The organism is Bacillus sp. FSL K6-1106 (assembly GCF_038005245.1).
GTDB classification, from domain to species: domain Bacteria; phylum Bacillota; class Bacilli; order Bacillales; family Bacillaceae; genus Bacillus; species Bacillus altitudinis.
Window position 1 is genome coordinate 1,799,613 of sequence record NZ_JBBOSV010000001.1, and the last position, 26,892, is coordinate 1,826,504.

General features: G+C 42.0%; 25 protein-coding genes and 1 riboswitch. Of the genes, 9 read left to right on the top strand and 16 right to left on the bottom strand.

The features are described 5' to 3' along the window. Nucleotides 1-16 precede the first annotated feature (16 nt). Together MHI20_RS09560 and MHI20_RS09565 are read right to left on the bottom strand one after the other, a co-directional pair. A complete protein-coding gene (locus MHI20_RS09560) occupies nt 17-1,039 on the bottom strand; it encodes a FecCD family ABC transporter permease (RefSeq protein WP_048003212.1) in 1,023 nt (340 codons plus the stop codon). Next, entirely contained in the window at nt 1,040-2,092 is a 1,053-nt protein-coding gene (locus MHI20_RS09565) for a FecCD family ABC transporter permease (RefSeq protein ID WP_008347113.1), read from the bottom strand. Between the two features lie 259 nt (nt 2,093-2,351). Here MHI20_RS09565 and MHI20_RS09570 point away from each other — a divergent pair, with 259 nt between their 5' ends. Continuing rightward, nucleotides 2,352-3,290, top strand: coding sequence for an ABC transporter substrate-binding protein (locus MHI20_RS09570; RefSeq protein ID WP_025207967.1), 939 nt, complete (start codon nt 2,352-2,354; stop codon nt 3,288-3,290). A 37-nt stretch (nt 3,291-3,327) separates the two neighbouring features. Here the strand turns inward: MHI20_RS09570 and MHI20_RS09575 are convergent, their stop codons facing one another. The 3 genes from MHI20_RS09575 to MHI20_RS09585 all read right to left on the bottom strand — a co-directional run bounded on the left by MHI20_RS09575 (nt 3,328) and on the right by MHI20_RS09585 (nt 5,885). Next, nucleotides 3,328-4,737 (bottom strand): amino acid permease, encoded by a 1,410-nt coding sequence (locus MHI20_RS09575; protein WP_035701368.1) that lies wholly within the window; start codon nt 4,735-4,737, stop codon nt 3,328-3,330. Between the two features lie 192 nt (nt 4,738-4,929). Continuing rightward, a riboswitch (Lysine riboswitch) is annotated at nt 4,930-5,108 on the bottom strand. Nucleotides 5,109-5,230: 122 nt separating this feature from the next. Then, nucleotides 5,231-5,374, bottom strand: a complete 144-nt coding sequence (gene sspJ / locus MHI20_RS09580) for a small acid-soluble spore protein SspJ (protein WP_008347117.1) — start codon at nt 5,372-5,374, stop codon at nt 5,231-5,233. Between the two features lie 82 nt (nt 5,375-5,456). Beyond that, nucleotides 5,457-5,885, bottom strand: a complete 429-nt coding sequence (locus MHI20_RS09585; protein ID WP_007500254.1) for a MarR family winged helix-turn-helix transcriptional regulator — start codon at nt 5,883-5,885, stop codon at nt 5,457-5,459. Nucleotides 5,886-6,055: 170 nt separating this feature from the next. Here MHI20_RS09585 and MHI20_RS09590 point away from each other — a divergent pair, with 170 nt between their 5' ends. From MHI20_RS09590 to modB, 4 genes are all read left to right on the top strand, one after another. Beyond that, complete coding sequence (locus MHI20_RS09590) at nt 6,056-6,547, top strand: metal-dependent hydrolase (RefSeq protein WP_008347118.1); 492 nt, start codon at nt 6,056-6,058, stop codon at nt 6,545-6,547. Nucleotides 6,548-6,670: 123 nt separating this feature from the next. Further along, the gene (locus tag MHI20_RS09595; RefSeq protein WP_024719808.1) at nt 6,671-8,521 is read left to right on the top strand and encodes an LTA synthase family protein; all 1,851 of its coding nucleotides are present in this window, start codon (nt 6,671-6,673) and stop codon (nt 8,519-8,521) included. Between the two features lie 115 nt (nt 8,522-8,636). Next, a complete protein-coding gene (gene modA / locus MHI20_RS09600; RefSeq protein WP_024719809.1) occupies nt 8,637-9,413 on the top strand; it encodes a molybdate ABC transporter substrate-binding protein in 777 nt (258 codons plus the stop codon). Beyond that, a complete protein-coding gene (gene modB / locus MHI20_RS09605; RefSeq protein WP_024719810.1) occupies nt 9,413-10,078 on the top strand; it encodes a molybdate ABC transporter permease subunit in 666 nt (221 codons plus the stop codon). The genes modA and modB overlap by 1 nt, the downstream gene beginning before the upstream one ends. A 219-nt stretch (nt 10,079-10,297) precedes the next feature. Here the strand turns inward: modB and MHI20_RS09610 are convergent, their stop codons facing one another. The 7 genes from MHI20_RS09610 to MHI20_RS09640 all read right to left on the bottom strand — a co-directional run bounded on the left by MHI20_RS09610 (nt 10,298) and on the right by MHI20_RS09640 (nt 18,784). Beyond that, nucleotides 10,298-11,143: an aldo/keto reductase gene (locus tag MHI20_RS09610; RefSeq protein ID WP_041507765.1), complete on the bottom strand. Its 846-nt coding sequence runs from the start codon at nt 11,141-11,143 to the stop codon at nt 10,298-10,300. A 68-nt stretch (nt 11,144-11,211) separates the two neighbouring features. After that, nucleotides 11,212-12,081 (bottom strand): ROK family protein, encoded by an 870-nt coding sequence (locus tag MHI20_RS09615; RefSeq protein WP_340937776.1) that lies wholly within the window; start codon nt 12,079-12,081, stop codon nt 11,212-11,214. A gap of 63 nt (nt 12,082-12,144) precedes the next feature. Next, nucleotides 12,145-14,160 (bottom strand): Na+/H+ antiporter, encoded by a 2,016-nt coding sequence (locus MHI20_RS09620; protein ID WP_061420159.1) that lies wholly within the window; start codon nt 14,158-14,160, stop codon nt 12,145-12,147. 325 nt (nt 14,161-14,485) lie between these two features. Next, nucleotides 14,486-15,097 (bottom strand): trimeric intracellular cation channel family protein, encoded by a 612-nt coding sequence (locus MHI20_RS09625; protein ID WP_007500242.1) that lies wholly within the window; start codon nt 15,095-15,097, stop codon nt 14,486-14,488. 344 nt (nt 15,098-15,441) lie between these two features. Next, nucleotides 15,442-15,855, bottom strand: coding sequence for a disulfide oxidoreductase (locus tag MHI20_RS09630; protein ID WP_007500241.1), 414 nt, complete (start codon nt 15,853-15,855; stop codon nt 15,442-15,444). Then, nucleotides 15,852-16,538 (bottom strand): DsbA family protein, encoded by a 687-nt coding sequence (locus MHI20_RS09635; protein ID WP_017359241.1) that lies wholly within the window; start codon nt 16,536-16,538, stop codon nt 15,852-15,854. Before MHI20_RS09635 ends, MHI20_RS09630 begins: the two co-directional genes overlap by 4 nt. A gap of 146 nt (nt 16,539-16,684) precedes the next feature. Next, nucleotides 16,685-18,784 (bottom strand): heavy metal translocating P-type ATPase, encoded by a 2,100-nt coding sequence (locus MHI20_RS09640; RefSeq protein ID WP_340937786.1) that lies wholly within the window; start codon nt 18,782-18,784, stop codon nt 16,685-16,687. 422 nt (nt 18,785-19,206) lie between these two features. Between MHI20_RS09640 and MHI20_RS09645 the strand changes: the two genes are divergently transcribed. Genes MHI20_RS09645 through MHI20_RS09655 form a run of 3 tightly spaced genes read left to right on the top strand, consistent with a single transcriptional unit; the run spans nt 19,207 to nt 21,774 of the window. Continuing rightward, nucleotides 19,207-19,950: a metal ABC transporter ATP-binding protein gene (locus MHI20_RS09645; protein ID WP_035701622.1), complete on the top strand. Its 744-nt coding sequence runs from the start codon at nt 19,207-19,209 to the stop codon at nt 19,948-19,950. Next, on the top strand, nt 19,950-20,822 hold the full coding sequence (locus MHI20_RS09650; protein ID WP_007500236.1) for a metal ABC transporter permease: 873 nt from the start codon (nt 19,950-19,952) through the stop codon (nt 20,820-20,822). Before MHI20_RS09645 ends, MHI20_RS09650 begins: the two co-directional genes overlap by 1 nt. Nucleotides 20,823-20,835: 13 nt before the next feature. After that, entirely contained in the window at nt 20,836-21,774 is a 939-nt protein-coding gene (locus tag MHI20_RS09655; protein ID WP_024719816.1) for a metal ABC transporter substrate-binding protein, read from the top strand. Nucleotides 21,775-21,811: 37 nt separating this feature from the next. Here the strand turns inward: MHI20_RS09655 and MHI20_RS09660 are convergent, their stop codons facing one another. After that, nucleotides 21,812-22,360, bottom strand: coding sequence for a hypothetical protein (locus MHI20_RS09660; RefSeq protein WP_041508109.1), 549 nt, complete (start codon nt 22,358-22,360; stop codon nt 21,812-21,814). An 89-nt stretch (nt 22,361-22,449) separates the two neighbouring features. Here MHI20_RS09660 and MHI20_RS09665 point away from each other — a divergent pair, with 89 nt between their 5' ends. Further along, the gene (locus MHI20_RS09665) at nt 22,450-23,058 is read left to right on the top strand and encodes a TetR/AcrR family transcriptional regulator (RefSeq protein WP_340937796.1); all 609 of its coding nucleotides are present in this window, start codon (nt 22,450-22,452) and stop codon (nt 23,056-23,058) included. A gap of 13 nt (nt 23,059-23,071) precedes the next feature. On the opposite strand, the gene MHI20_RS09670 is transcribed toward MHI20_RS09665, so the two are convergent. From MHI20_RS09670 to aspA, 3 genes are all read right to left on the bottom strand, one after another. Further along, nucleotides 23,072-24,004: a response regulator gene (locus MHI20_RS09670; RefSeq protein WP_039168273.1), complete on the bottom strand. Its 933-nt coding sequence runs from the start codon at nt 24,002-24,004 to the stop codon at nt 23,072-23,074. Continuing rightward, nucleotides 24,001-25,317: an ATP-binding protein gene (locus tag MHI20_RS09675; RefSeq protein WP_041507771.1), complete on the bottom strand. Its 1,317-nt coding sequence runs from the start codon at nt 25,315-25,317 to the stop codon at nt 24,001-24,003. Before MHI20_RS09675 ends, MHI20_RS09670 begins: the two co-directional genes overlap by 4 nt. Before the next feature lie 117 nt (nt 25,318-25,434). After that, a complete protein-coding gene (gene aspA / locus MHI20_RS09680; RefSeq protein WP_035701391.1) occupies nt 25,435-26,880 on the bottom strand; it encodes an aspartate ammonia-lyase in 1,446 nt (481 codons plus the stop codon). Nucleotides 26,881-26,892 lie beyond the last annotated feature (12 nt).

Genomic DNA, 26,892 nt, shown 5'->3' on the forward strand with positions numbered 1-26,892 from the left:
GTACTCTCCTTCCTCATTAGTTCGTTTTCATCAATAAGTAAATGAAGTAAGGTGCGCCTAAGGCAGAAACGACAAGTCCAACGGGCACCTCTGATGGAGCAAGTATGACACGCCCAAGTGTATCTGCAAGTAATAACAGCAGTGCACCAATCATAGCGGACGCCGGTATCATTCCTTGATGTTTCGGTCCAACTAGCTTTCTTGCGAGGTGTGGTGCCGCTAACCCTAGGAACGATATACTCCCTGCAACAGCGACACTCGCACCGGCTAATGCAACTGCAATCAGCATGAGAAAACTTCTTTCTTTATGAACTGAAATCCCTAAGCCATAAGATATCTGATCACCCAAATTCATGATATTTAAGTAGCGTGCCCTCACCATCGCTAATACAAGAAAAATCAGCATCCACGGCACGACTGATAAGACATATGTCCAACTTGAGCCCCAAATACTTCCTGACAGCCACACAATGGCTTGGTTAAAATCATTTGGGCTCATCTTTAATTGAATAACCACAATCGCTGCCGAAAATGCAGCATTGATCCCAATACCAGTTAAAATCAATCGAACAGGCGTAATGCCCTTTTTCCACGCTAGCACATAAATGAGGAATGCAGCAAAGGCGGCACCTACGAAAGCGAAAAGCGGCAGTACAAATATTGAAAAATCACCTAAGTTCGACATCGAACCCTGAAAGGCAAAGATAAACAAAACCACCGCAAAACCTGCACCCGCATTTACACCTAGAATGCCGGGATCAGCTAAACCATTTTGAGAAACACCTTGCCAAATGGCTCCTGATACAGCGATAGAAGCGCCAACAAGTAAAGCGATGACCATCCTCGGAAGTCTGAACTCGAATAATACAAGCTCATCCATTTCACTTCCGAGTCCAAAAAATGTTTTGAATGTATCCATCGGAGAAATCCTTATCTCTCCGGTATTTAAACTTATTAGGAACACAGCCACGATCGCTAAAAAGATCATGACCATCGTTCGTTTGTATTTCTTTTTCTTTGCCTGCTGCACCATTTCCATTTAAATTCCGCTCCTTTCACGTCTCGCTAAATATAAGAAGAAAGGAACGCCTATAATGGCTGTAATGGCACCCACTGGCGTTTCAAAAGGCGCATTGACAAGCCTTGCCGCAATGTCTGCATAAATGAGCAAAATAGCCCCTAAAATAGCTGAGCAAGGGATAATCCAGCGATAGTCAACGCCGACCAAGAAACGCGTAACATGAGGAATCACAAGCCCGATAAAGCCAATAGAACCTGCAACTGACACGGCTGCACCTGTTAAAAGGATCACGACCAATATGCCAAGTACCTTGACTGTTCGTGTATATTGTCCAAGCCCTTTTGCTAATTCATCACCTAAGCTTAAAACCGTGATGGAGCGGGCAAGAATCATTGCGATGATCAGTCCTACAGCCGCAACTGGAATGATGATCTTAATATTGCTCCAATTCACACCAGCCACACCGCCTGCGTACCAAAAACTCATATCTTGCGCGACGTCAAATCGAATGGCAATCGCTGAGGAAATTGAGCTTAAAAGTGCGCCAACAGCCGTACCGGCTAATGCGAGCTTCACAGGAGTAAGTCCCCCTTTTGAAAGGGTTCCAACCCCAAATACAATAGAGGCGCCAAGTGCTGCCCCCAAAAATGACCAAAGAATTAATGTAAAAGAAGATTGGCCTGGGAAAAAAGCAAACGCAATGGCAATCGCAAATGCAGAGCCATTTGTCACACCCATGATTTCAGGAGACGCAAGCGCATTTCTTGTCATGCCTTGCATGATGGCACCCGATACTGCTAAAAAGGCACCGACAAGTGCGGCACCAACTGTACGCGGCAGCCTTAGTTCCCTAATGATTTGATGTGAGGTTTGTTGTGAGTCAAAATGAAAGACGGCTTCCCATACCGTGTGTAAATGAATGTTTGCCGCTCCTAGCGATACTGATAAAAAAAGACCAAATGCTAAAGCAATGATTCCTATGATGACAACAGCTGCTGTACCAAAAGGCTTTGTCACAATATCTATCGCATCATCTTTAGCTGACAGCTGTTTATTCGATTGTGAGCCCAAAACCAGTCTCTTCCTTTCCGTTCATATCTATTCGTTATTAATGATAATGATTATCAATCTCGGAGTCTAGTATATCACTTTCTTCACGTTTTGAAATCCTTGTTCTGATAAATTTCTTTATTTTCATCAAAAAACCGGGAGAATTTCACCATTTTCATTTTGGTCATAAAATAGCCGATGCATTTTTTCTTCTATCATGTTAAGATATAATCGCGAATGAGAATCATTATCATAAGCAATTGAATAGGAGCGAACTTTAGTGAAAAAACGAACTGGACTTCTTTTGATTTCCTTCATGACCCTTATGATTTTTACTGCTGCTTGCGGCAGCACTTCCAATAAAGAATCGGGAGCCAAAAAAAATGACACGATCACCTATCAAGATGTAAAGGGTGAAGTGAAACTGCCTCAAAACCCACAACGTATTGTGCTTCTGGCGGAAAGCTATTACGGGGATCTCGTCACACTCGGCAAAACCCCAATTGCTGCCACTGCGCCCATCTTTAAAAACCCTTTCTATAAAGGAAAAACAGATGGAGTGAAAAATATTGGAAAATCTCCCTCTGTTGAGAAAGTAGCCTCTTTGAAGCCGGATATGATCATTGCTTGGGGAGAAGATGAGAAATTTGATCAATACAAAAAAATTGCACCTACAGTTGCCATTCAATACAATCAATATTCGTTTAAAGACCAGCTAAAAGAATTCGGTAAAATGACAGGTACATCAAAAAAAGCAACGGATTGGATCACAAAATGGGATGCGAAAATTGCTGAAGTGAAACCAAAAGTAACAAAAGCTGTAGGAAACAAAACCGTTTCGATCGTATCACCATTCGATAAGGGCATTTACATTTTCGGTAACACTTTTGCACGCGGTGGTGAAATCATTTATGACGAGCTGAAATTAAAAGCTCCGAAGGCTGTCCAAAAAGAAGCCATCGACAGTGGTGTCGGTTATGCAAACATTTCTCTTGAAAAGCTTCCAGAATTTGCAGGTGATTATATTTTCACAAGCCCATGGAGCGGTTCAAAAAGTAATGGCGATCAAGTATATAAAAGCAGCATCTGGGCATCACTTCCTGCTGTCCAAAACAAACGCGTATTTGAAACAGATACAGTCGGTTACTTCTTTAATGACCCTGTGTCACTAGAAGGTCAGCTCGAATTTATTGTGGATCGATTAACATCTGCCTCATAAAAAAATACGTTTCTCCAATGCTGGAGAAACGTATTTTTTAAACTGTACCTTTGGCAAATTTTTTGGACATGAATGGGTAGAGTAAAATGCCAACTAAGAACAATCCAATACCAAGACCAAATGTTTTTAAATCAGCTGTGCCTGAAATAATGACCCAAGCGGAATACCCCATGGCCACAAGCGCAATGATCCCGTCTCTTGTCCGGTTTCCTTTTTGGAGTTCATATGTGTCACCTTGCATGATGACCTTAAAGCTGTAGATCGACGACACGATATACGGAATGAGATACGCAAGTGTCGCTGATGTTGTTAAGAAAGTAAAGGCTTCATTAATCGTACGTGACATGACTGAGAAAATAAACAGCTGTGACATGATATTTGTGACAGTCAAAGCAAAAACAGGACTACCTTTTTTGTTTGTTTTTGCAAACACTGCTGGGAAATCGCCAGCTTTTGCTGCTTGATAAGGGACTTCAGAACCAAGCAAAATCCAGCCAAGCATCGAACCAAATAAACAAATGATCGCAAGAAGTGCCATGACAATGCCGCCAGCCGGTCCGATAATGAGCTGAAGCACGTCTACGAATGGTTTATCAGAACCTTGCAATTGATCATGCGGCAGAACGCCCATTGTAATCAAGGTAATAATCATATAAATAGACAGTGCAATTAAAAGTCCTGTAATCGTCGCACGTTTGACATCACGCTGCGAGGAAGCTCTTCCTGATAAAATGACAGCAGATTCGATGCCGATAAATGCCCATAGTGTGGAAATGGCCGCATGATGAATTTGGCCTCCAAGTCCGAGCACTCCTTCACCACTTGCTGCTTCAACAGGGAAGTAATAATGTTCAAATAATGCGGTTTGGAATGCAAATAAGCCTGCGACAATAAAAAGGACGAATCCAAGCACCTTTGAAAAGGTCGTAATAAAGTTCAGCTTACTTGCTGCGCTTAAGCTTGTAATTAAAATCGTATGAGTCCCCCATAGAAGGATTGTACATACGATAAACGTTGTGAGCTGACCAAGTGTGATCGCTTCTTTTCCAAAAGTAAAGATCTCCGTTTTCACGGTTAAAATTGGGAAAAAGGTTGTTAAATAACCAGCTAGGCTTGTAATAATGGCGACATTACTAATCCAGCTTGCCACCCAATATCCCCAAACCATTGTAAAACCGGCTGCTTTTCCTTTTTTCGGATCTTTAAAAAGCGCTCTTGCATAGCTTTGTGGTCCAGCTGTCAGCTGCGGTTTATGAATGGACAAATGTCCAAACACAAAGGCAATCATCAGTACGCCGCCACCTGTGACAAGCCATGCCATCGTCACACCTAAAGGACTTGCATGCTGGGCAAGTGTACTAGGCAGCATAAAGATGCCTGAACCTACCATATTTCCGACGACAAAAGCCGTCAATAACCAAAAACCCCATTTTTTTGTCTGTTCCATTTTCGTACCTCCGTTATATTCACTTTGGACCAGACCCGGCAGTATCTTCATTGATATATTTGTGAAGCAATGACTTGCATTCTTTATGTTCATGTTGGGTCACTTTCTTACCAGCATACCCTTTTCTTAGGCAATCAGAACATAAAAAAAAGCCTGAACAAAAGTCCATGCTTTTCAAAACATACACCTTGATCTCCGGATAGCCCTCCACGCTTCAAAGACGTGGCAGTCCTGCATTTGTTCAATGCAGACCCAGCATAAAGAAAGTTGGAGCTCTCTCTACACTTCGGCGCTGATGCCTTTTTTCTCATGATCAACGATTCCATCTCTCCCATGAGTGACTCATCATCCGCGCAACCTCTACCTCACTGAGACATAGCGTGAGGATTTCTATTCATTTTTACTACACGAAGGTTATCAAACATTCTCATATCTGTCAAAGGGAAAAACATAGAAAAAAGGCAGAGAAATGATTCTCCGCCTTTTTGTCAGCTTATTGATGGTTGTTTTTCTTCTTTTGGACAGCTTCCTGAAGCGGATCGCCTGCTAGTTCTTTACTTGCTTCTTCTAACAGCTGATCAACCTGCTGATGGTCTTTCTCGCTTTTCGCCTTTTTATCCTTTTGGAAAAATGACATCGCTATTTCCCCCCTTTTCATAAAATGCCTTTGCCTGTTTAATTTGTGCTACAGCGCTCAGCATTATACAAAGAGGAGCAGTTCATTCATCGTGAAAGGTCTGTCTCATTTTTTGCAAATACGTTAGAAAGGTCTTTAAGTCTTCCTCTGTGAAGTCTGACATCATATGCTGAATCACCTTTCCAAAAAGACGTGTATGCTTTTCGTAAATAGCCAGCCCTTTTTCCGTGGCTTCTAGCCGGACAAGGGAATGATCGTCCTTGTCCCGTTCTCTCTGAATGTAGCCTTGCTCACATAATTTATTGAGGGCTATGGAAGCGGCACCTGGGTTGAGAGAGAGTCTTTGTTTGAGCTCTTCAGCATGTGATACTTTTCCTTGTATCAATATAGAAAGAGCATATATCTGTGGAGGCGTGATGTCTTTTTCTAACTCAAGTAACTTGCGGTTTAATTTACGGCTGACTTCATAATGTACAAGAACAATTTCTTTTAAAATGTCTGCATTACTCATCCGAATCGCATCCTTATCGTTAGTGTCAACATGACTTCCTTCTTATTATAGAATGTTTTTCCAAACAGCCAACTATTTTATCCCATTTTCTTTAGAAATAAGCCTTGCTGAATGGATTCACCCTTGATATAGTGAGTACTTGAACAAAAAACAGAACAGGAGTACGCATCATGACAGGAAAAACACATATTATGGGCGGAATTGCCGCCTCCACAGCCGTCGCCTATTATTACGGATTCGAACCAGTGACGATGGCTGCTGCTGGATCAGTAGGTGCCCTCATCCCAGATCTATGTCATACGAAAAGCAAAATCGGCAGGAAATTCCCGCTCCTTTCCACACTGATCAGTAGTGTGTTCGGTCACCGCACCTTTACACATAGTTTATTATTTCTGCTGATCATTTATTTTATTGCGACAACATACATTCCAAATGACAGCCTCAGTACCGGGTTACTAGTTGGGATGGCAAGCCACCTCATCCTTGATGCAGGCACAGTGAACGGTATTAAATTTTTGTTCCCTGCAACCATGAAAGTACGTCTCCCCTTTTATGTCAAAACAGGCAGCACAGGAGAACAAGTCGTACTAGCTGCTCTGACCATTGTCACCTGCTATTACATGGCTGTCATTTGCGGAATATCCATCCCATTGCCGTTTTAGAAAAAGAAAAAAGAGTTTTGCAAAAAAGCAGGATATGAATTGATCATTCCTCATTTTTTTAGTAGTTTTAAGATAAGTGTTTTTGCCTTGCAGCTGAATACAGAATGGTGAGGAGTTACATAAATGAAAGCGTTTTTCAAAAATCACTGGTTTTTAGTGTACTCCATCCTCTTTATGTGGATGAAAACATACATCATTTATCAATTCGGATTTCATATACGAACGGCCAATCTGTTTCACGAATGGCTGCTTTTGATCAATCCACTTAGCTTTTTGCTCCCTTTGTTTGGGATTGCTCTTTTCTTAAATGAAACGAAACAAAAGGTCTTTTTATTGACCACAAATTTTATTTTGACAGCCATTTTGATATCGAATACGATCTTTTACGGTTTTTATATTGATTTCATTACCATTCCTGTCTTATTTCAAGCAAAGAACATGGGAGATATGGGCAGCAGTATGACTGAATTGTTTCATCCGCTATTTATACTCATGCTGATTGATTTTGTGGTGCTGGCATGGCTCTTAAAACGGAAACCGTTATCACCAAAAGCGTCTTTTAAGACAATCAAAACATACTATGTGGTTTGCTGCAGCTTGCTATTGTTCCATGTCAGCTCAGCTTTGATGGACCACCCTCGATTTTTGACAAGCTCATATGATCGAGAAGTCATTGTACGAAACCTTGGGCTGTTTCAATTCCATTTGTATGACGGTGCCGCTCAAACAGCACGAATTGGACAAAAAGCCTTTGCTGACGAAGATACACTTTCAACAGTGGCAAACTACACAAAAGCTGATTACAGTGCACCGAATGAAGACTACTTTGGACTTGCTAAAGGCAAAAATGTCGTGTTCATTTCACTTGAATCAACGCAGCAATTTGTCATGAATCAAAAGGTGAATGGACAATACATCACACCATTTTTAAATGAACTTGCCAAAAAAAGCTTCAATTTTGATGAATTTTATCAGCAGACAGAGCAAGGCAAAACGTCGGACTCAGAGTTTATCGTCGCAAACTCCCTCTATCCATCTAGCAGTGGCGCTGTCTTTTTCACAGCGAGTGACAACGAATATGACACACTGTACAAGCAATTGAAAAAAGAGAATTATCAATCCGTCCAATTTCATGCGAATAATAAAACGTTCTGGAATCGTGATGTGATGTATGAATCTCTTGGGATTGACCGCTTTTATGATGTCGATTCATTTGATGTCAATGAACAGAATTCGACTGGCTGGGGCTTAAAGGATATCGACTTTTTTGACCAATCCATCGATTATTTAAAAAAGCTGAAGACGCCTTATTACAGCACGTTTATTACCTTAACCAATCACTTCCCATTTGAAATTGATCCAAAGGATCAGTTCATTGATGAATACGATTCGACTAGCACCATTTTAAACCGCTATGTGACCACCGTCCGCTATCAAGATGAAGCCATCAAAAGGTTCTTTGAACGAATGAAAGAAGAAGGACTATATGAAAATACAATGTTTGTCCTGATGGGAGACCACTATGGCATTTCAGAAGCACATCATGAGGCAATGGCAGAGCTGCTGAAGCAGGATGAAATCACACCGTTTGATGCGGTTAAACTGCAGCGGGTCCCTTTTTTGATTTACATTCCTGGGGTGACAGACGAGGCCCCTCAAACCATTTCTGAAACAGCCGGTCAAATGGATGTCAAACCGACACTTCTTCATTTACTCGGCATTGAATCAAAAGATTCTATTCAATTTGGGAATGATCTTTTCTCAAATGAACGGACACCGTTCGCTGTGCTGAGAAATGGAAACTTTATTACGGATGATTATCTTTATACAAAGAACACGTGCTATGATCAAAAAACAAAACAACCTGTTGAAGAAGATGAAGTATGCCAGCCTTATATAGAAAAAGCCAATAAAGAGCTGTCTCTATCAGATAAAGTGATCAACGGGAACTTACTACGTTTTTATCAGCATTAAAAGCTGCCCTCTGGCGGCTTTTTCTTTTCTCTTTTCCTGAAAGCCTATGAATGGTCAAATAAGTTTGATTATAATAAAGGATACACATGATGTTGAATGATAAAGAGGTGTGATCATGAAATATTTATTCTTAACCTACGTCACCATCTGTTTGCTCCTGACTGGGTGTCAAACGGAGTCGACGTCATCAGATCAAAGCAAAAAAACAGAACTTGTGATTTCAGCGGCGGCAAGCCTGCAGGATGCTTTGAAAGAGATTGAATCTGCCTATGAAGATGATCATCCAAACGTGACACTCACGAATAATTTCGGGTCATCCGGCGCATTGAAACAGCAAATCGCTCAAGGAGCAAAAGCGGATCTCTTCTTCTCAGCAGCTGAAGAGCCTTTTGATGACCTTGTTCAATCTGGCGACATTGATCAGGATCATACAAAGGATGTCATACAAAATGAGCTTGTCCTCATCGTGCCAAAAGAAGGTTCCTCTTCTATCAAAACCTTTCGCGATGTTGATCACACAAAAGGAAAGATAGCGCTTGGCACACCTGAATCTGTTCCTGCTGGTACATATGCAAAAGAGATTTTCACAAAACTGAATATATGGGATCAAGTGAAACAGAACGCTGTCTATGGCAAGGATGTTCGTCAAGTATTAAACTATGTCGAAACAGGAAATGTGGAAGCTGGTGTCGTGTATAAGACGGACGCGCTCGTTTCTCGCAAAGTAAAGATAGTAGATGAGGCAAATCAAGACATGCATTCCCCCATCATTTATCCTGTTGGCATTGTTAAACAGACCGATCACATGAAAGAGGCGAAAGCATTTTTTCAATATATCCAATCAGATCCAGCCGCAGCGATTTTTAAAAAGTACGGCTTTCAAGTGAAATAATGCCGATGCTGACCGAAGATTTTCTTTCACCTATCTGGCTGTCCGTACAAGTGGCTGCTTTCAGCGGGTTATTGGCTGTCGTTTTAGGAACGTCCATTGGTTTTTGGATGGCGCGTACATCTTTCAAAGGAAAAATGATCGTGGAAACGCTCCTCATGATGCCGCTTGTCCTTCCGCCAACGGTCGTAGGATTTCTGCTGCTCGTTGCGTTCGGGAAGAACAGCGTGATTGGACAAGCGATTGAATGGATCTTCCATCAGCCTGTCATCTTCACTTATTGGGCAGCGGTCATTGCATCGACAGTTGTCGCATTCCCGCTCATGTATCAATCAGCGAAAGCTGGATTTTCTACGATTGAGTCAGACATTGAAGGTGCTGCAAAAGTTGATGGTGCGCGTTCTTTCCAGGTCTTTGCCTATATTACCGTCCCACTCGCACTGCCATCTCTTCTCTCTGGTGCAGTTTTAAGTTTCGCAAGGGCGTTAGGGGAATTTGGAGCGACTTTAATGTTCGCTGGCAACATTCCTGGGAAAACGCAAACCCTCCCAACAGCCATCTATGTGGCGATTGATTCTGGACGAATGGAACTTGCGTGGGCTTGGACGATTTGTATTGTGATCCTGTCTTTCCTCATGCTGTTGGCTGTGCGCCGAAGCAGGAATTAAAAAATCCCCTTCTCAAAAAGAGAAAGGGATTCAGATTGTTGACAAAGGGCTCAAATGAACTTAATTTGAGCCCTTTGTCTTCTTTTCAGCGTGATAGAAAACCTTTGCTAGTCTAGGAAGGACGAGTACTGGCGCAGAGCGAATTTGACATTCGTGAGCACCAGCACGCCCTGACAAAATATGCGAGGGTTTGTCTACACGCTGAGGGGATAATTTTATTTATTCAAACCCAACCGTCATCGTTTCTGGATTAGACCCGACACGTTCGTTATTATTAAGTGCATTGATTTTTTCCATGTCTTCTTGTGAAAGCTCGAAGTCAAAAATGTCGGCATTTTGTTTAATGCGATCTTCATTGATTGATTTTGGAATGGTGACAACGCCGCTTTGCAGATCCCAACGCAAGATCACTTGAGCCACAGATTTGTTGTATTGTGCTGCAATTTCCTTTAATACGTCATGATCCAAAAGCTTTCCTTGCATCAGCGGAGACCATGCTTCAATTTGAATGCCTTTTTCTTTCGCATATTGTCGTAATTCTACAAGTGTCAGTTTTGGATGAAACTCCACTTGGTTCACCGCTGGAACAACCTCCGCATCTTTTAACAGCTCTTCTAAATGCTGCACGTAGAAGTTGCTGACACCAATCGCTCTTACTTTTCCATCTTTATAAAGCTTCTCAAGCGCACGCCATGTCTCTTTAAATGTATCTGCATTTGGTCCAGGCCAATGAATCAAATAGAGGTCTAAGTAATCAAGACCGAGCCGGTTTAAGCTTGCGTCGCATGCAGCGAGTGCTTTGTCATATCCTTGATCTGTGTTCCATACTTTTGATGTAATGAACAATTCTTCTCTTTTCACGCCAGATTCTTTAATGGCTTTCCCTACGCCTGTCTCGTTTTTATAAACGGCAGCCGTATCAATGCTGCGATAACCGTTTCGTATGGCTGCTTTGACGGCATCAACCACTTGGTTGCCGTCCTCCACTTTGAATACACCTAAACCAAACCATGGCATTTCTACTCCGTTATTTAGTGTTACGGTATCATTCAAGCTTTTGACCATGTTAACAACCACCTTTTCATAGATTCCATCTTTTTCATTATCTCATGTTGCGTTTGAAAACTCTATTATCAGGCGTTTCTCTTCGCTTCAATCGCTAGTAGCAAAGCACCTGTCATACCTGCCTTGTCCTCAAGTCCAGGAGAGACAATGTATGTATCAAGCGGCGGCATGTCGACATAATCATTGACATACGCAGCCAGCTTCTCTCGAATGAGCGGAAATAGCTGTTTTTGCTTCATGACGCCTCCACCCATGATGATGCGTTCTGGGCTTAATATCAGCGTGTATTGCATTAATGCCTGTGCTAAATAATCTGCTTCAAGAGACCAAACTTCATCTTCTTCGGTAAGCTCTTTAGCCGGCTTTCCCCACCTTGCCTCAATAGCTGGTCCTGCCGCCAGTCCTTCTAAGCAAGTACCATGCGCCGGGCAGACACCTGCAAACTGATCTGATTCATGCTGCCTGACCAGGATGTGTCCCATTTCTGGATGTGAGTGACCGTGGAGAAGCTCATTTTTCACAACAGCCCCGGCACCAATCCCCGTACCGACCGTGATATACAGACAGCTGCTTAGCCCTTTGGCGGCCCCTTTTGTCAGTTCACCTAATGCTGCGGCATTGACATCTGTCGTAAAGGACACCGGTACACCTAATTGTTTCTCCAGCTCAGGTATCAACGGGTAATGCTTCCATTCCACTTTCGGCGTATTCATGATGTAACCGTAAGAAGGATCGTTTTTCTGGACACAAATCGGTCCAAAGGAACCGACCCCTAATGCTGCAATTTCATGTTGCTGAAAAAATGGAATAAGTGATTGGATGGTTTTTTCCGGGTGCTCTGTTGGAATGGTTAATTCCTCGATGATATCCCCATGCTCATTGCCAATGGCACAGCAGAACTTTGTCCCCCCAGCTTCAATCGCTCCGTAATATGTCATCCTGCATCTCCCCCTGCTCGTCTCTTTTTTTCATCATAAAACATAGGGGAGAAGATGACAACATCATGTATTGGTCAGTAAGACTGCTTCCATGTCATTGATATACTCCCTTAAATGATGGGCAATATCACGATTGATTTCGCCATTTTCATATAAGGTTTGGATTTCATTACGAATCGTCTGTACGGCTTGGAAGTTAAGCTCTTTCTTCTTCCGGTCAAACGTACGATCCTTTTGCTGGAAGAAAGAAGGACCATGTTCACAGCGGAAAATCACTTGATTGTAAAACCCAATGACTTGATGACACGTATGTTGATTGTCTTCGGTCATATGGTGCTTAATAGAATCCACCGCAGCTTCAGCCGTTTTCTTGCGGATTTGTTTATACGATTCCTCGTTTTCTAATATGCCGCTCGAAATACGCTGATGCGGACGCCACAATTGAAGCCATTGTAGTAAGCGCAGAAACTTCACTTTTGAGAAACGAATTTTAAAGGAGTTGGAATAGAGCATTTCCAGCTCATGAAATCTTTCCTGCAGCTCATATGCTTCTTCTTTGTCGATTTTCTCTTCCTCAATCAACTGCTGAAGTTTCATCTGTTCTGCTTTAATACCATGCAGTCTGATTTTTCTCTCTTGTTTTCTCATACCAAACTGGTACGGTTCCCGCTGAATATTTCGTAGCTTCATTCGGAAATCATTGATGAGTGCAAGGGAGACTTCTCGATTGTCCTCATTCATTCCTTCTTTTAACGTTTTAATGGCACTTCTCAGTAGCTTCCGTTTTGCGTGCTGAATCTTTGTATCTAAGTCCACATCCACTTGCTTATCTTTTTTCTCCGATAAAATAGGCAGTAGCACACTCGCTAAAATGAGTGTACATAAAATGACGCCTGCTGCGAGGAAAATAATTAAATGACGCTCAGGAAATGGTGATCCGTCTGCAAGCGTAAACGGGATGGAGAAAGCACCCGCTAATGTAACAGCACCACGAACACCAGAGAATGTCATCAGCATGGAAGCACGCAGTTTCGGTTTTTTCGTGTTCTTCTTTTTCGATACACTCCAGTTCCCTGCCCAGAACAGCCATACCCATAGGAATCTGAGAATCATCAGACAGAATGTAATGATTAAAATGTAACTGATGACTTGCATATTATTAAAGGCTTCATCTTGGAAAATGACGGTTGATACATCAGGAATTTGTAATCCAAGTAAAACGAAAACAAGGCCATTTAAAATAAATAAAATAATATTCCACGTGTTTGAAGAAGCAATTTGCAGTTTTGCTAAATTCGCTTCCATTCGGTCTTGCTCGATGGCATGTGTCACACCACCGGCAACAACGGCTAAAATGCCGGATACGCCAATTTCTTCAGCTGCTAAATAAATCACAAACGGCGTGAGGATTTGCAGGATGATGTGCATTGTGACATCGTCCATGCCTAAACGGCGGAGAAAATAGCGGAAACGAATGATAAAAAACGACAGAATAAATCCGGTCAATAATCCGCCAGCAGCAATCAGAACAAAGCTAAAGGATGCCTCTGCAATGGAAAATGCCCCTGTAACCGTTGCTGCAATAGCAAATTTAAAAGCAACAAGTCCTGACGCATCGTTCATCAGCCCTTCGCCTTCCAGCAGTCTCATGATCCCCTTCGGCATATTCACACGGCTGGAAAGGGCACTTACAGCAACTACATCTGTCGGTGATAAAATCGCTGCAAGCGCAAATGCAGCTGGAAGTGGTATGCTTGGAATCATCCAATGGATGGTATATCCTGCGACAATGACTGTCGCAAATACGAGCCCTAAAGCTAATAGAAGAATGGGCGCTCTTAATTTCCACAGCTCGTCCCTTGGGGTACGCTTCCCATCATTAAATAACAGCGGTGCAATGAATAAAACGAAGAATAGCTCAGGATTTAAAGAAATATGTAAACCTGAAGGAAAAGCTGCGACCAATATCCCTAAACCCACTTGGATTAATGGAACTGGAATAAAGGGCAGAAAACGATTGATAATATTAGATGATGCAATGAGTGCTAGTAGTACGAGCACTGCCAAAAAAATCTCCACTAGTACATGTCCCTCCCATTTCATTTTTTCGATTTTTTCCGTCATGTTTTGCTTACATGCAAAGATGTGTTCATTTCTTTCTGATCCATCCGTTCGGTCATGAGCGTTTTTTTAGTATCCCGCAAAAAGCGAAACCAACACATAACAATCCATCTAGGCAAAAAAAGACTGAATCTACATATTCAGTCAAATGACAACATTTTCATCTCGTGTATTGTTCCAATGATGAATAAAGAACCTACTTTTATTTTACACGAAAACAGCTTGACCTGCTGACATCAAGCTCGAATAACACATAAAAAAAAGAGCGACATCGCCCTTTTCTTTACCCTTTATTTAAAAAATAAGACCTAGCGGGAAGCCGCCATTTGAATAAGTAGGAACAAACCCTGCATATGACGAGGATGACAAACAGCAGATATAAAGCAAGCTCTCCTTGCGCTAAGCCGAGTCCCACGAGTAAGCCGCCAAGGGCTGCCCATACTGCGTAAATCTCTGCTTTTAGCACAAGTGGTTTTCGTCCTGCTAATAAATCACGCACAATGCCGCCGCCGCTTCCAGTCAAAATGGCTGCCACAATGACCGCACTGAGCGGGAGCTCTCTTTGTACAGCAAATAATGCACCTTGAATCGCAAAGGCTGCTAAACCGATCGCATCCGAGAAATTCCCCCACGTGCTCCAGTGTTTGAGCAAAAGCTTTGGAAATAGGAACACGATCGTAATGGATACAAGGGCAATGGTAAACATTTTGCCCTGTGACCATAAAGCAGACACCGGAAGACCAATTAATAGATTCCGAATCGCTCCCCCGCCAAATGCTGTGACAATCCCTAAAATGTACACACCAAGAATATCGTACTCTTCTTCCATTGCGACAATCGCACCACTAATGGCGAATGCCACAATGCCAATAATACTTAACACTTCCCATGCCATTTTCCGCTTATCTCCTTACCATTGTCTGATCATCTAACACTCTCCCCTTAATGTATATCTGACACAAATGAAAAGCAATACAAATTTTCTTTAAATTTTATCTTTTTGCAAAAATAAAAAATAGCCTGCTTTTAAGCAGGCTCAGATTGTTGACGAAGGGATAAAATGATCTTGATTTTAGCCCTTTGTCTACTTTCAGCGTGATAGAAAACCTTTGCAGTCTAGGAAGAACAGCTACTTTCGTGGAGCGAATTTGACATTCGTGAGCACCAGCGCACAGGAATGACACCGAATGCGAGGGTTTGTCTACACGCTGATAGCCTGCTTTTAAGCAGGCTATCTCCTCAATCTTCTTTTGCATTTAAAAGCAGCATACTAATGATGATCAGAATAAATGCAATGAGAGCTAAGAGTGGAATGGTGATAAAACCAAACCAGTTCAGATAATCAACGGAACAAGGAATACCGCTTAGACAAGGACGAATCGATGCAAAGCCTGGAATCTTTTGTTCCATATAATGATAGATGGAAAAGCAAGCACCAATTCCGGCCAAAGGGAGAACGTAGTACTTCACTTTGACATCGCCACGGAATGTAGCAATTCCAAGTAAAAGCACAAGCGGATACATGAAAATGCGCTGAAACCAGCACATATCACATGGAATAAACTTCTTTACTTCGCTTAAATACAGGCTGCTCATCGTCGCCACAATTGAGACGATCCAAGCGCTGTATAAGTAAATCAGTTTATTTTTCATGATTTTTTCCCTTTCAGCTCTTGATCAATTAATTCTTTGATTTCATCATAGTCATAAAAGTTTTGGACTTGTTTATTGTTAATGAAAATAGTTGGTGTTGCATTTACTTTGTATTGATTCACCAACTGATCATCTGTGTTTAGCTGTGGCTGATATGTTTTCTTTGATAGGTTATCTTTCAGCTTGTCCGTATCAATTTTCGTTGTCTTCTTCGCCAATTCGGTGAGCTTTGCTGGCGTTACCCATTCTGCTTCACTATCTGGTTGTGCGTTGTAGACCGCTTCATGAAATGCCCAGAAGTTTTTCGGATCTTCTTTCCACACTTCTTCAGAAGCCAGTGCTGCTAATACCGCACCGTCCCCATGAACAGGCAGTGGTAAGTTAATAAATGAGAAGGATACATCGCCATTATCTATGTAGTCTGCTTTCAATTTTGGGAAAATGTCAGTCTCAAATGATTTACATGATGGACATTTGTAATCCCCAAACTCGACAACTTGCACTTTTGCCTTTTGATCTCCCATGACAGGCTGTCCTTTAATAGACGGCTTACTGTCGACTGTTTGTGCTTCTTGGCTGTTGTTGTTACCGATCACAACGAAAATACCGATGAGAAGAGCTGCAATGATGGTTAATATAACTGCAAACTTGATGGATGAAGATTGATTATTTTTTTTACTCACAAAAGCACCTACCTTATCTTTTTCATTCATTCCTTCACAAAGAAAAAGGATAACAGCTCAGGAAAATGCCATTATCCAACTTCTTCTATTTTAACAAGAGGGGGTCTATTATGAAAGACGCTATTCATGAATTTTTCCTTACAATTTTATTTCATGACCCTCATCGCATTTAAAACAGCCAGTACAGTGACACCAACATCCGAGAAGACGGCTTCCCACATCGTTGCAATACCGAATGCACCAAGTATGAGAAAGACGGCTTTCACCCCAAGAGCAAACGCAATATTCTGCCATACGATGGCTCTCGTTCTTTTAGCGACAGCAATAGCTTCCGCTACCTTCGATGGCTGATCTGTCATAATCACAATATCAGCCGCTTCAACTGCTGCATCTGAACCAAGTCCACCCATGGCAATACCTATATCCGCTCTTGCCAAAACCGGTGTATCGTTTATGCCGTCCCCAACAAACAATAACTTTTCTTGAGATGCTTTTTTCTCATACATGTCTTCGATTTTGGCGACTTTATCCTGTGGCAATAATTCAGTGTGAACCTCGTCAATGCCGATCTGCTGTGCAACTGCATTTCCTACTTGCGCAGCATCCCCTGTAAGCATCACAGTTTGAATACCCGCAGCTTTTAGAGAAGATATCGCTTCAACTGCATCGTCTTTTACTTCATCTGCAATCAAGATAGATCCCGCAAACTCACCGTCTATTGCTAAATACACAACCGTTCCGCTTCGTTTTTCTTTTTCAAAAGCAATGCCCTCTCGTTCCATAAGACGATGGTTACCTGCCAATACATGGGCTCCGCGAATTGTCGCTTTGATCCCATGACCCGCAATTTCCTCGTAAGATTCGATCTGGCTCTCATCAAGAGACGCTCCGTAAGACGCCTTAATCGATTCTGCAATCGGATGCGAAGAATGCGCTTCTGCCAGCGCTGCAAAAGAAAGCAATTCCTCTTCTGACCATTTCTCATTCGCTGCTTCGATATGAGTGACTGTAAAGTTCCCTTTTGTCAAAGTACCTGTTTTATCAAACACCGCATAGCGGACAGAGTTCAAGGCTTCTAAGTAGTTACTGCCTTTCACTAAAATGCCTCGTTTTGATGCGGCACCAATTCCGCCAAAGAAACCTAATGGAATGGATACAACGAGAGCACATGGACACGAAATGACAAGAAAGACAAGTGCCCGGTACACCCAATCAGACAATTGAGCTGATGGGATGAGAAGCGGTGGTACAAAGGCAAGCAATAAAGCTAGCACGACCACAGCAGGTGTATAATATTTAGCGAACTTTGTGATAAAGTTTTCTGTCTGCGCTTTACGGCTGCTTGCATTTTCGACTAAATCCAAAATCTTCGTAACCGCTGACTCACTGAGCTCTTTTTGCACTTCAATTTCAAGAATGCCGTTTTGGTTCACAAATCCAGCAAGCACTTCTTTGCCTGCTTCCACATCTCTTGGAACAGACTCCCCAGTTAGTGCAGAGGTATCCACAAGAGAATAACCGTCTATCACACGTCCATCCAAAGGAATTTTTTCACCTGGTTTGACGATAATACGGTCACCAGCTTTAACTTCTTCAGGCTTTACCTTTTTTGTTTCTTGCCCCACTTTGAGGTTTGCGTATTCTGGACGGATATTCATTAATTCGCTAATTGATTTTCTAGAGCGGTTCACAGCTGCCCCTTGGAACAGTTCTCCAATTTGGTAAAACAGCATGACTGCCAGTGCCTCAGGATACTGCTGAATCACAAAAGCACCTACTGTGGCTATGGTCATTAAGAAGTTCTCATCAAATACTTGACCACGCACAATATTTTTCAGTGCTTTCAAGACAACATCTCCGCCAACTAGTAAATACGCGGCGAAAAACATGATGAACTTCAGTAAGCCATTGTCAGGTATAAAATAAGCCGCTGTTCCAATGACTGCACCACCAATTAATTTCAGTACAATCGTTTTTAAATTCTTTGTTCCATGATCGTGATCGTGGTGATGTCCTTCTTCTTTTGGTGATACACTCACATGAGGTTCAATGGACTGAACGGTTTTTTCAATACGCTTTGACATCGTTTCTTGTGCATCAGCATGTGTCACAGTTAATGTACCCGTCGCAAAATTAATTGAGCAGGCTTCAACCCCTTCGAGTTTGCTGACACCTGTTTCAATTTTACGTGCACAGTTTCCACAATCGAGACCGCTTAATACGTATTCATCCTTCATCTTTTTCATGTTCTCACCTTTTTCTATATAAGTAGCCTTCCCTGATTCAATCAAACCTATCAGCTGCTGTAGATATTATATATGAGCACATATTCATATATTGAATTACCCTTATTATATGAGGAGTTCTTACAAACTGTCAATCATTTATAAGCAAATGTTTGAGATTTTTCGTATTCAAGGATGTCATGTGAACTTTCAATAATCCATGCTCGTGTCCCCTCTTCTTTGCATAACATAAAAACGATCGCTTGATGGGAATATTCAGCATTTCTCTTTACAAAAGAAGGACATACGGTTAGAATAAGATAAAAGTTTCCTTAAGGAAACAAATTAGCGTTAGAGAATCATTTCATCCTTTAGTCAAAATTATTAAATGTATGCATATATTTTTAAGAAACGCAATTGATGATCGAAAGGGGACGCAAGAGATGTCAAATGCTTTAACAATCGACCGCCTGTATGTCTCATACCATGGACAGGATGCACTAGAAAACGTCTCTCTTTCCATACAGGAAGGAACGATGACTGGAATCATTGGTCCAAATGGTGCTGGTAAATCGACTTTATTGAAAGCATGTTTGGATTTAATTGAAAAGGATCAAGGGGACATTCGTTTTTTTGAACAACCCTTTAAACAAGTGAGAAAACAGATCGCCTATGTACCGCAAAGAAATGATCTAGACTGGACGTTTCCTATCCATGTGCTGGATACCGTACTGCTTGGCACATACCCAAAGCTCGGATTGATCAAACGACCGAAAAAAGAAGACCGTGCCTATGCGTACCATTGCTTAGAAAAGGTTGGGATGCAGGACTTTGCCAAAAGACAGATTGGGGAATTATCTGGCGGTCAGCAGCAGCGTGTCTTCCTTGCACGAGCACTCGCTCAAAACGCACAGCTCTTTTGTTTAGATGAACCATTTGTCGGAATTGATATGGCAAGTGAAGAAACGATGATCCGCATTTTGAAGGAATTACGAGATGAAGGAAAAACCATTCTGGTCGTCCACCATGACTTAAGTAAAGCCGATGATTACTTCAGCCATCTCGTTCTTCTAAATAAAAAGCTGGTCAAAGCAGGGCCTGTCCATGATATTCTTCGTCCTGAGGTCATGCTCCAAGCATATGAAACACAGCTGCCATTTTTAAAATCAGCAGGAGGAGACGCGTAATGGAATTCTTAACCGGACTTTTTGAATATGCGTTTTTACAAAAAGCGTTATTTACATCCGTTATGGTAGGGATCATCTGCGGCGTCATTGGCTGCTTTATCATTTTACGGGGAATGGCTTTGATGGGAGATGCGATTTCACACGCTGTACTTCCAGGTGTCGCCATCTCTTATATGCTCGGCATTAACTTTTTCTTTGGTGCGGTTCTAACTGGTGTACTGACAGCCATCGGCATCGGATATGTCAGTCAAAACAGCCGTATTAAAAATGATTCGGCCATCGGGATCGTATTCACTGCTTTTTTTTCCATTGGGATCATTTTGATTACATTTTTAAAAAGTTCCAGCGATTTATATCATATCTTGTTTGGAAACGTACTAGCCGTTCGTTCATCTGATATGTGGATCACGCTTGGCATCGGCATTTTCATTTTGCTGGCTGTCATTGTTTTCTACAAAGAACTGCTCATTAGTTCATTTGATCCAGTGATTTCTTCCGTTTACGGTTTACCGAATCGCATGATCCATTATTTCCTCATGACCTTATTGACCTTAGTGACCGTGGCATCCCTGCAAACTGTAGGTATTATTCTTGTTGTTGCAATGCTTATTACACCAGCTGCCACCGCTTATTTACTGACAGACCGGCTATGGATCATGATTTATTTATCTGCTTTTTTTGGAGCAGTTTCAGCCGTCGTAGGACTTGGGCTCAGCTTTACGTATAACTTGTCGTCTGGTGCTTCCATTGTACTGGTCGCGACCATATTATTCGGCAGTGCCTTTATCTTTTCACCGAAACAAGGGATATTGTGGAGATCCTTAAAATCGAAGCGAAAACGAACACAGTTAAAAAAGGAAGCGTCAATGTAAAAGGAGGACATATATGAAGAAGGTATTAGCAATCCGTTTGACCGCAGTATGTATTGCCCTTTTGGTCATCGCAGGCTGTTCTACTCAGCAAAAAAGTTCCGGAAAAGATGACGGTAAATTAAAAGTTGTCACGACCTACTCCATTCTTTATGACATTGTGAAGGAAGTAGGAGGACAGCATGTCTCTATTCACAGCATTGTTCCCATTGGTACAGACCCACATGAATTTGACCCACTGCCAAAGGATGTTCAGTATACGACGGATGCAGACCTTGTTCTATCTAATGGCTTGAACCTTGAAACAGGGAATGGCTGGTTTCAAAAACTGCTTGAATCGAGCGGCAAGGACGGGGATGATGCACCTGTAGCCGAGCTGAGTAAAGGCGTCAAAGTGAAGCATTTGTCTTCAAAAGGGCTTGAAAGCCAGCAGGACCCACACGCATGGCTGAATGTCGAGAATGGGATTCTTTATGCGCAAAATGCCAGAGATGCGCTCATTCAAGCAGATCCTGAGCATAAAGAGGATTACGAGAAAAATGCTGAAACCTATATCAAAAAGCTTCAAACGCTTCACGATGAAGCAAAAGACAAGTTTGATCAACTCCCAAAAGACAAAAAACTCCTTGTCACAAGCGAAGGGGCATTCAAATATTTTGCGGACGCGTATGGACTGAAAGCCGGCTACATTTGGGAGATCAACACAGAAAGTGAAGGAACACCTGGACAAATGAAGCGCATCATTCATTTTGTCAAAGATCATCAAGTTCCTGCCCTTTTTCTTGAAACAAGTGTAGATAAGCGCAGCCTTGAAAGCCTATCTGAGGAAACCGGAGTTCCGATTAAGGGGAAAGTATTTACGGATTCTATTGGCAAAGAAGGTGAAGATGGGGACAGCTACTATAAGATGATGAAATGGAATATTGACACCATTTATAAAGGACTGTCATCATAAGAAAAGACAGGTGGAGTAAATCCGCCTGTCTTTTTTGTCAACCTGCTATATTCTCCGGGTGTTTTTTCGGCCAAATGACGTAGCTGATGCTAATGATGAAATCAATGGTTAAGACCATCCCCCACACACTGACAAGCTGCATCAGAGATTCCGTTCGTTCTGGTGCTTGGATGAGATAGGTCAATCCATATAATAGCCCCGCTCCGATGACATAAGAGATGAAATGACGCGTCCAGCCCACCATTTCATACAAAGACCGCTCCTTCCCGTACTTTGGTTTTCCCTTCGGCTTAGGGCCTCCTGCAAAACGATAAGCAAACCGGGCATCCGCCCATTTCACCATTTGATGTCCAAAGGCAAGGCTCACACCAATATAGACAGCCGCAAGCCCGTGAATGACGCTCGCCACAGCCCCTTGCTTTAAATCTATATAAGTAGCCGCAAGAAGGATGAGATCTAAAATCGGCGTACAGACAAGAAAGAAAGCACCCCATTTTTTCTGTTTAAACACATAACGCAGTGTTAAGCCCATAAGAATAAACAGCCAAAAACCAATTTCACATGCCACAATCAATAAACCGACCAATTTCCCCCACATCCTTTTTAACACAATTGTATTAAATAAAAAATAACACAACTGTGTTAAAAAAACAATAGCTGTGCTAAAATCAAGGTATGCCAAAAATCGTCGATCACCATAAACAAAAACAAAAGGTCGCTCAAGCTGCTATGAGAGTGATTAAACAAGAGGGATTGGAAAGCGCTTCTGTACGAAAAATAGCCGTAGAAGCTGGCATTTCAGCCGGCTCTATGCGTCATTATTTTTCCACACAGCAAGAATTATTTCTATTCTCCATGAATTTAATTCAGGAAAGAGTGAAGGAGCGAATTGCTAAGCTTCCATTAAACGGTTCAACAGAGGAAAATGTATTCACTTTATTGGAGCAGGTTCTTCCACTAGACGAAGAACGAATATTTGAAATGGAGGTGTGGCAGGCTTTTACAGTCAAGGCACTGACTGAACCAGATTTACAGCCGCTCAATGCAAAGATGTATGACGAGCTTTTTCAAACCGTTCAATTTTGCTTAATGAAATTGAAAGAGAATGAGCTACTGCTAGATCATATCGATCTTTTATTAGAAACTGAGCGGCTTTATGCGGTCATCAATGGGCTTGCATTGAATGGAATCGTACAGCCCCATCGTTTACCGCCTCAGCTTATGCGCTCCGTGCTGCAGATGCATCTTCAATCCATCACAAAAAAAGACATGCCCTCCTTATAGAGAGCATGTCTTTTTAATCTTCCATAAAAATTCGTTTCGCCTCGTAATAGAGCACCTGTACAAATTTCTTCACATTGATACGTGTGTGCTCTTCTCTTCCACTTGTCTCTTTTGTGAGTTCACTCATTTTCTTACGCACAATGGTAAAATCGAAAAATTTTGATGCATAGTTTTCAAAGGTTGGGTGAGAAAAATCGGTTAACCCGAGCGAGGCGATGTGTTTCAATGATTGGTTGATCGCACGTCTTACCCGCTGTTCCGCTGCTTTTGCTTCTCTTGCGATGTCTGCTGATGTAAAAGGTTCGTTTAATTTATCCTCTGTGATGCCAGTGAAAATTACTTTTAATGAAGGAAAAGAGTCGTGCTGATCGGCATGTAACGCTAAATACTGATCTGTGAAAAGAATCATATCTAGTAAATCCTTAGACCCCTTTTCACCGACAATCCCAAGCTCCGCGAGCAAAAACTGACCTGCCTCTGCAAGACTTTTCCCGCGCTGCTTCGTTTTTGTCTGTCCGCGCTGCTGGAACTGCATGACCGATTTGAGCGAATGCTGAATATTTTCAATCGAGTGCTCTAAATGCAGCCGCTCAATCATGAGATGGAGCACACTTAAGACCTCTACTCGATTGATCGGCTTTGTCACATAATACTCGACACCGAGCGTATATGCCTGGCCGATGAGTTCCTTTGTTTCTACCTGTGACAGCATTAAATATTTCCCATGAAATTCATCCTTGATCGCTCGAATCGTCTCAAGACCGTCCCTTTCCGGCATCAGAAGATCAATACACAAGATATCAATATGCAAATCATTTAAGTAGCTCGCTGTTACTTCAGCACCATCCTCTGCTTCCCCTGCCACAATGCCAAGCTCTTCATCTTCAATGAGCTGTGCCAGTGAAGAACGAACAGCTTCATCATCATCAACAATAAAAAATCTCATCTCCCATTCCCCTCTTTTCTGCTGACTTGATCAATTGGTATCGTTAAAGTGAACATCGTTTGTTGATTTGGGATACTCTTCATTTCAACACTTCCGCCAAGCTTCTCGGCTGTATCTTTTACATAGGAAAGACCGATGCCGCTTGATGGGTTCCCGGCTTGGTCGTATTTTAAAGTGAAGCCCGGTTTAAAGATCACATGATGGTTACGCTCTTTAATGCCTGGCCCGTTGTCACTGATTTGAAAAATCACATCATTTTCTTTCCGCAAAATGGATAGTGATACCTCTCCATTCACCGGAATGGCTTCAACGGCATTGGATACAATGTTATTTAATAAAGATAGAATGGTATACACATGATAAGCAGGGTGCTGTCCTTCTTCATCATAATGAAAAACGATGTGTTTTTTAAGAGATTCCGCGTAATTTTCATGGATACGAATCACAAGTCCAGCGATATGAGCAGGACTTGCATACTCCTGAAAGTTTTCCTCATGAATCAGTTTTGATAAGGCAGAAAAAATCCGCTGATTATCCTTTTTGATTTCGTGTACCTCACCTGCAATTTGCAGGGCTGTTTTTCCGAGTTTTTTCAAATCTATTGATTCCGTATCCTTTGCATGATGCAGAGATTGATACAATTGATATGAAGTAGCTGTAATGTGCTCAGCATGTGCAAGGGTTTTATAAAAATATGTAGATTCCGTATAAAGATTCGACAGCAGCATCAACAGATGTTCCTTTTCCTTCTTCATTTGGCGCTCTCTCGCCTGTTCTTCGTATAATCGAATCATCGTATAACAAGCCAATACGAAAAAGCTTCTGAAAATCGCCAATACAAATAGTTGAAACAGCGTTCTCACTGTTAAAATTTCATCAATGGCTCCCCTGAGTGCAATCATTTCGACTACACTTGCACATAGTTCCATGATGATCCCTGTCGCCCCAATGAGCCAAGGCTTATCACGGAAACGTCTGACCTGTAATACATAAAAAAGCGTACCATAGACGACGTAATACAGCAGGGAAGGAAATCTTAAAGAAACGGCCTCTTCCAGCGCTAAGTGGCCTGACACAGCGGTATCAAGAAGCACCCGGAATGCAAACACTGATCCCCCCGCAATGATGCCGCTTGCCCATGCCGGGAATTTTTTCATTTGAAGCAGGATAAAGAAAAAGACAACGGTTCCAAAGCTGACCCGAAAGCTATCCTCAAATGGATAAAATTTCAGCTCTCCCCCAATCGGAGTCAGAACAATGAGCATGATAATTAAATAAGGCTCTGTATTCAACCATTTTTTCAGTAGATTCAAACGCAGTCACATCCCTAATAATTGACGATAGTATACTATGTGAGCTTCAGAAAAACAAACAGTCCATGAAAAAACGCACACCGGACATTTGTCGGTGTGCGCTTCTCATGATGCCGCTTAATCTTCTAAACGATCCTTTTCTAAAAGTGATGCACCAGCAATACCTGGTTTCGTCATTTCAAAAGGATTTAAGATGACATCAAGCTCTTCCTCTGATAACACATCATTTTGCAGACAAAGCTCACGTACAGATACGCCTGTAAGAATCGCTTCTCTCGCAATTCGTGCAGCAGCTTCATAACCAATATGCGGATTGACCGCCGTCATGACACCAGCACTCTTTTCTACATATTCTTTTAATCTAGATTCATCTGCTTTTAGGTCACGCAAGCAGTTATCGACAAAGGATTCAAATACATTTTTCATCATGCTGAGAGACTGTAGTAAGTTGAATATTAAAACTGGCTCCATGACGTTCAGTTCAAGCTGACCAGCCTCTGATGCAAGGCAGATCGTGTGGTCATTTCCAATGACTTGGAATGCCACTTGGTTCATGACCTCAGGCATCACTGGGTTGACTTTCCCTGGCATGATAGATGAACCTGGCTGTCTCGGCGGCAAGTGCAGCTCACCAAAGCCTGCTCTAGGACCTGAAGCCATCAAACGAATATCGTTTGCCATTTTGGACATATTCATCATACATACTTTCAGTGCAGCAGATACTTCTGTATAAGCATCTGTATTTTGCGTAGCATCGACCAAATCTTCTGCTCCAACTAACGGCAATCCGCTAATGTCAGCTAGATAACCAACTACTTGGCGAATATATTTAGGATCAGCATTCAGTCCTGTTCCAACTGCTGTTGCGCCCATATTGACTTCATATAAATGCTGTCTAGACTGCTTGATTCGTTTAATATCACGAGCAAGAACCTTTGCATATGCACTAAACTCTTGACCAAGTCTGATTGGAACAGCGTCCTGAAGATGCGTACGTCCCATTTTGATGACATGATCGAATTCTTGCGCTTTTTCTGTCATGACTTGATGCATGTTTTCCATCGTATAAAGTAGTTTTTCAATCATATTCAATGTTGAAATATGAATCGCTGTTGGGAAAACGTCGTTTGTTGACTGCGACATGTTCACATGCGTGTTTGGACTTAGCTCAGTATAAGCGCCTTTTTCCTTTCCTAGTAGTTCAAGCGCTCTGTTTGCAATGACTTCATTGGCATTCATATTCATTGAAGTGCCAGCCCCGCCTTGAATTGGATCGACAATAAATTGATTATTCCATTTTCCTTCAATAACCTCATCTGCGGCTTGAACAATTTTTTCTCCAAGACCAGCATATAGTCGCTTTGTATCCATATTTGCAAGTGCGGCTGCCTTTTTGACAATCCCTAATGCTTTGATGAGTTCCTCATGAACATGGTAGCCAGTAATTGGAAAGTTCTCTACTGCACGTAATGTTTGAATTCCATAATACGCTTGAGTGTCTACTTCCTTTTCACCTAGAAAGTCTCGTTCGATACGAACTTGCTTGTCCTGTAGCTTCGTCATTTGAAAAGATCT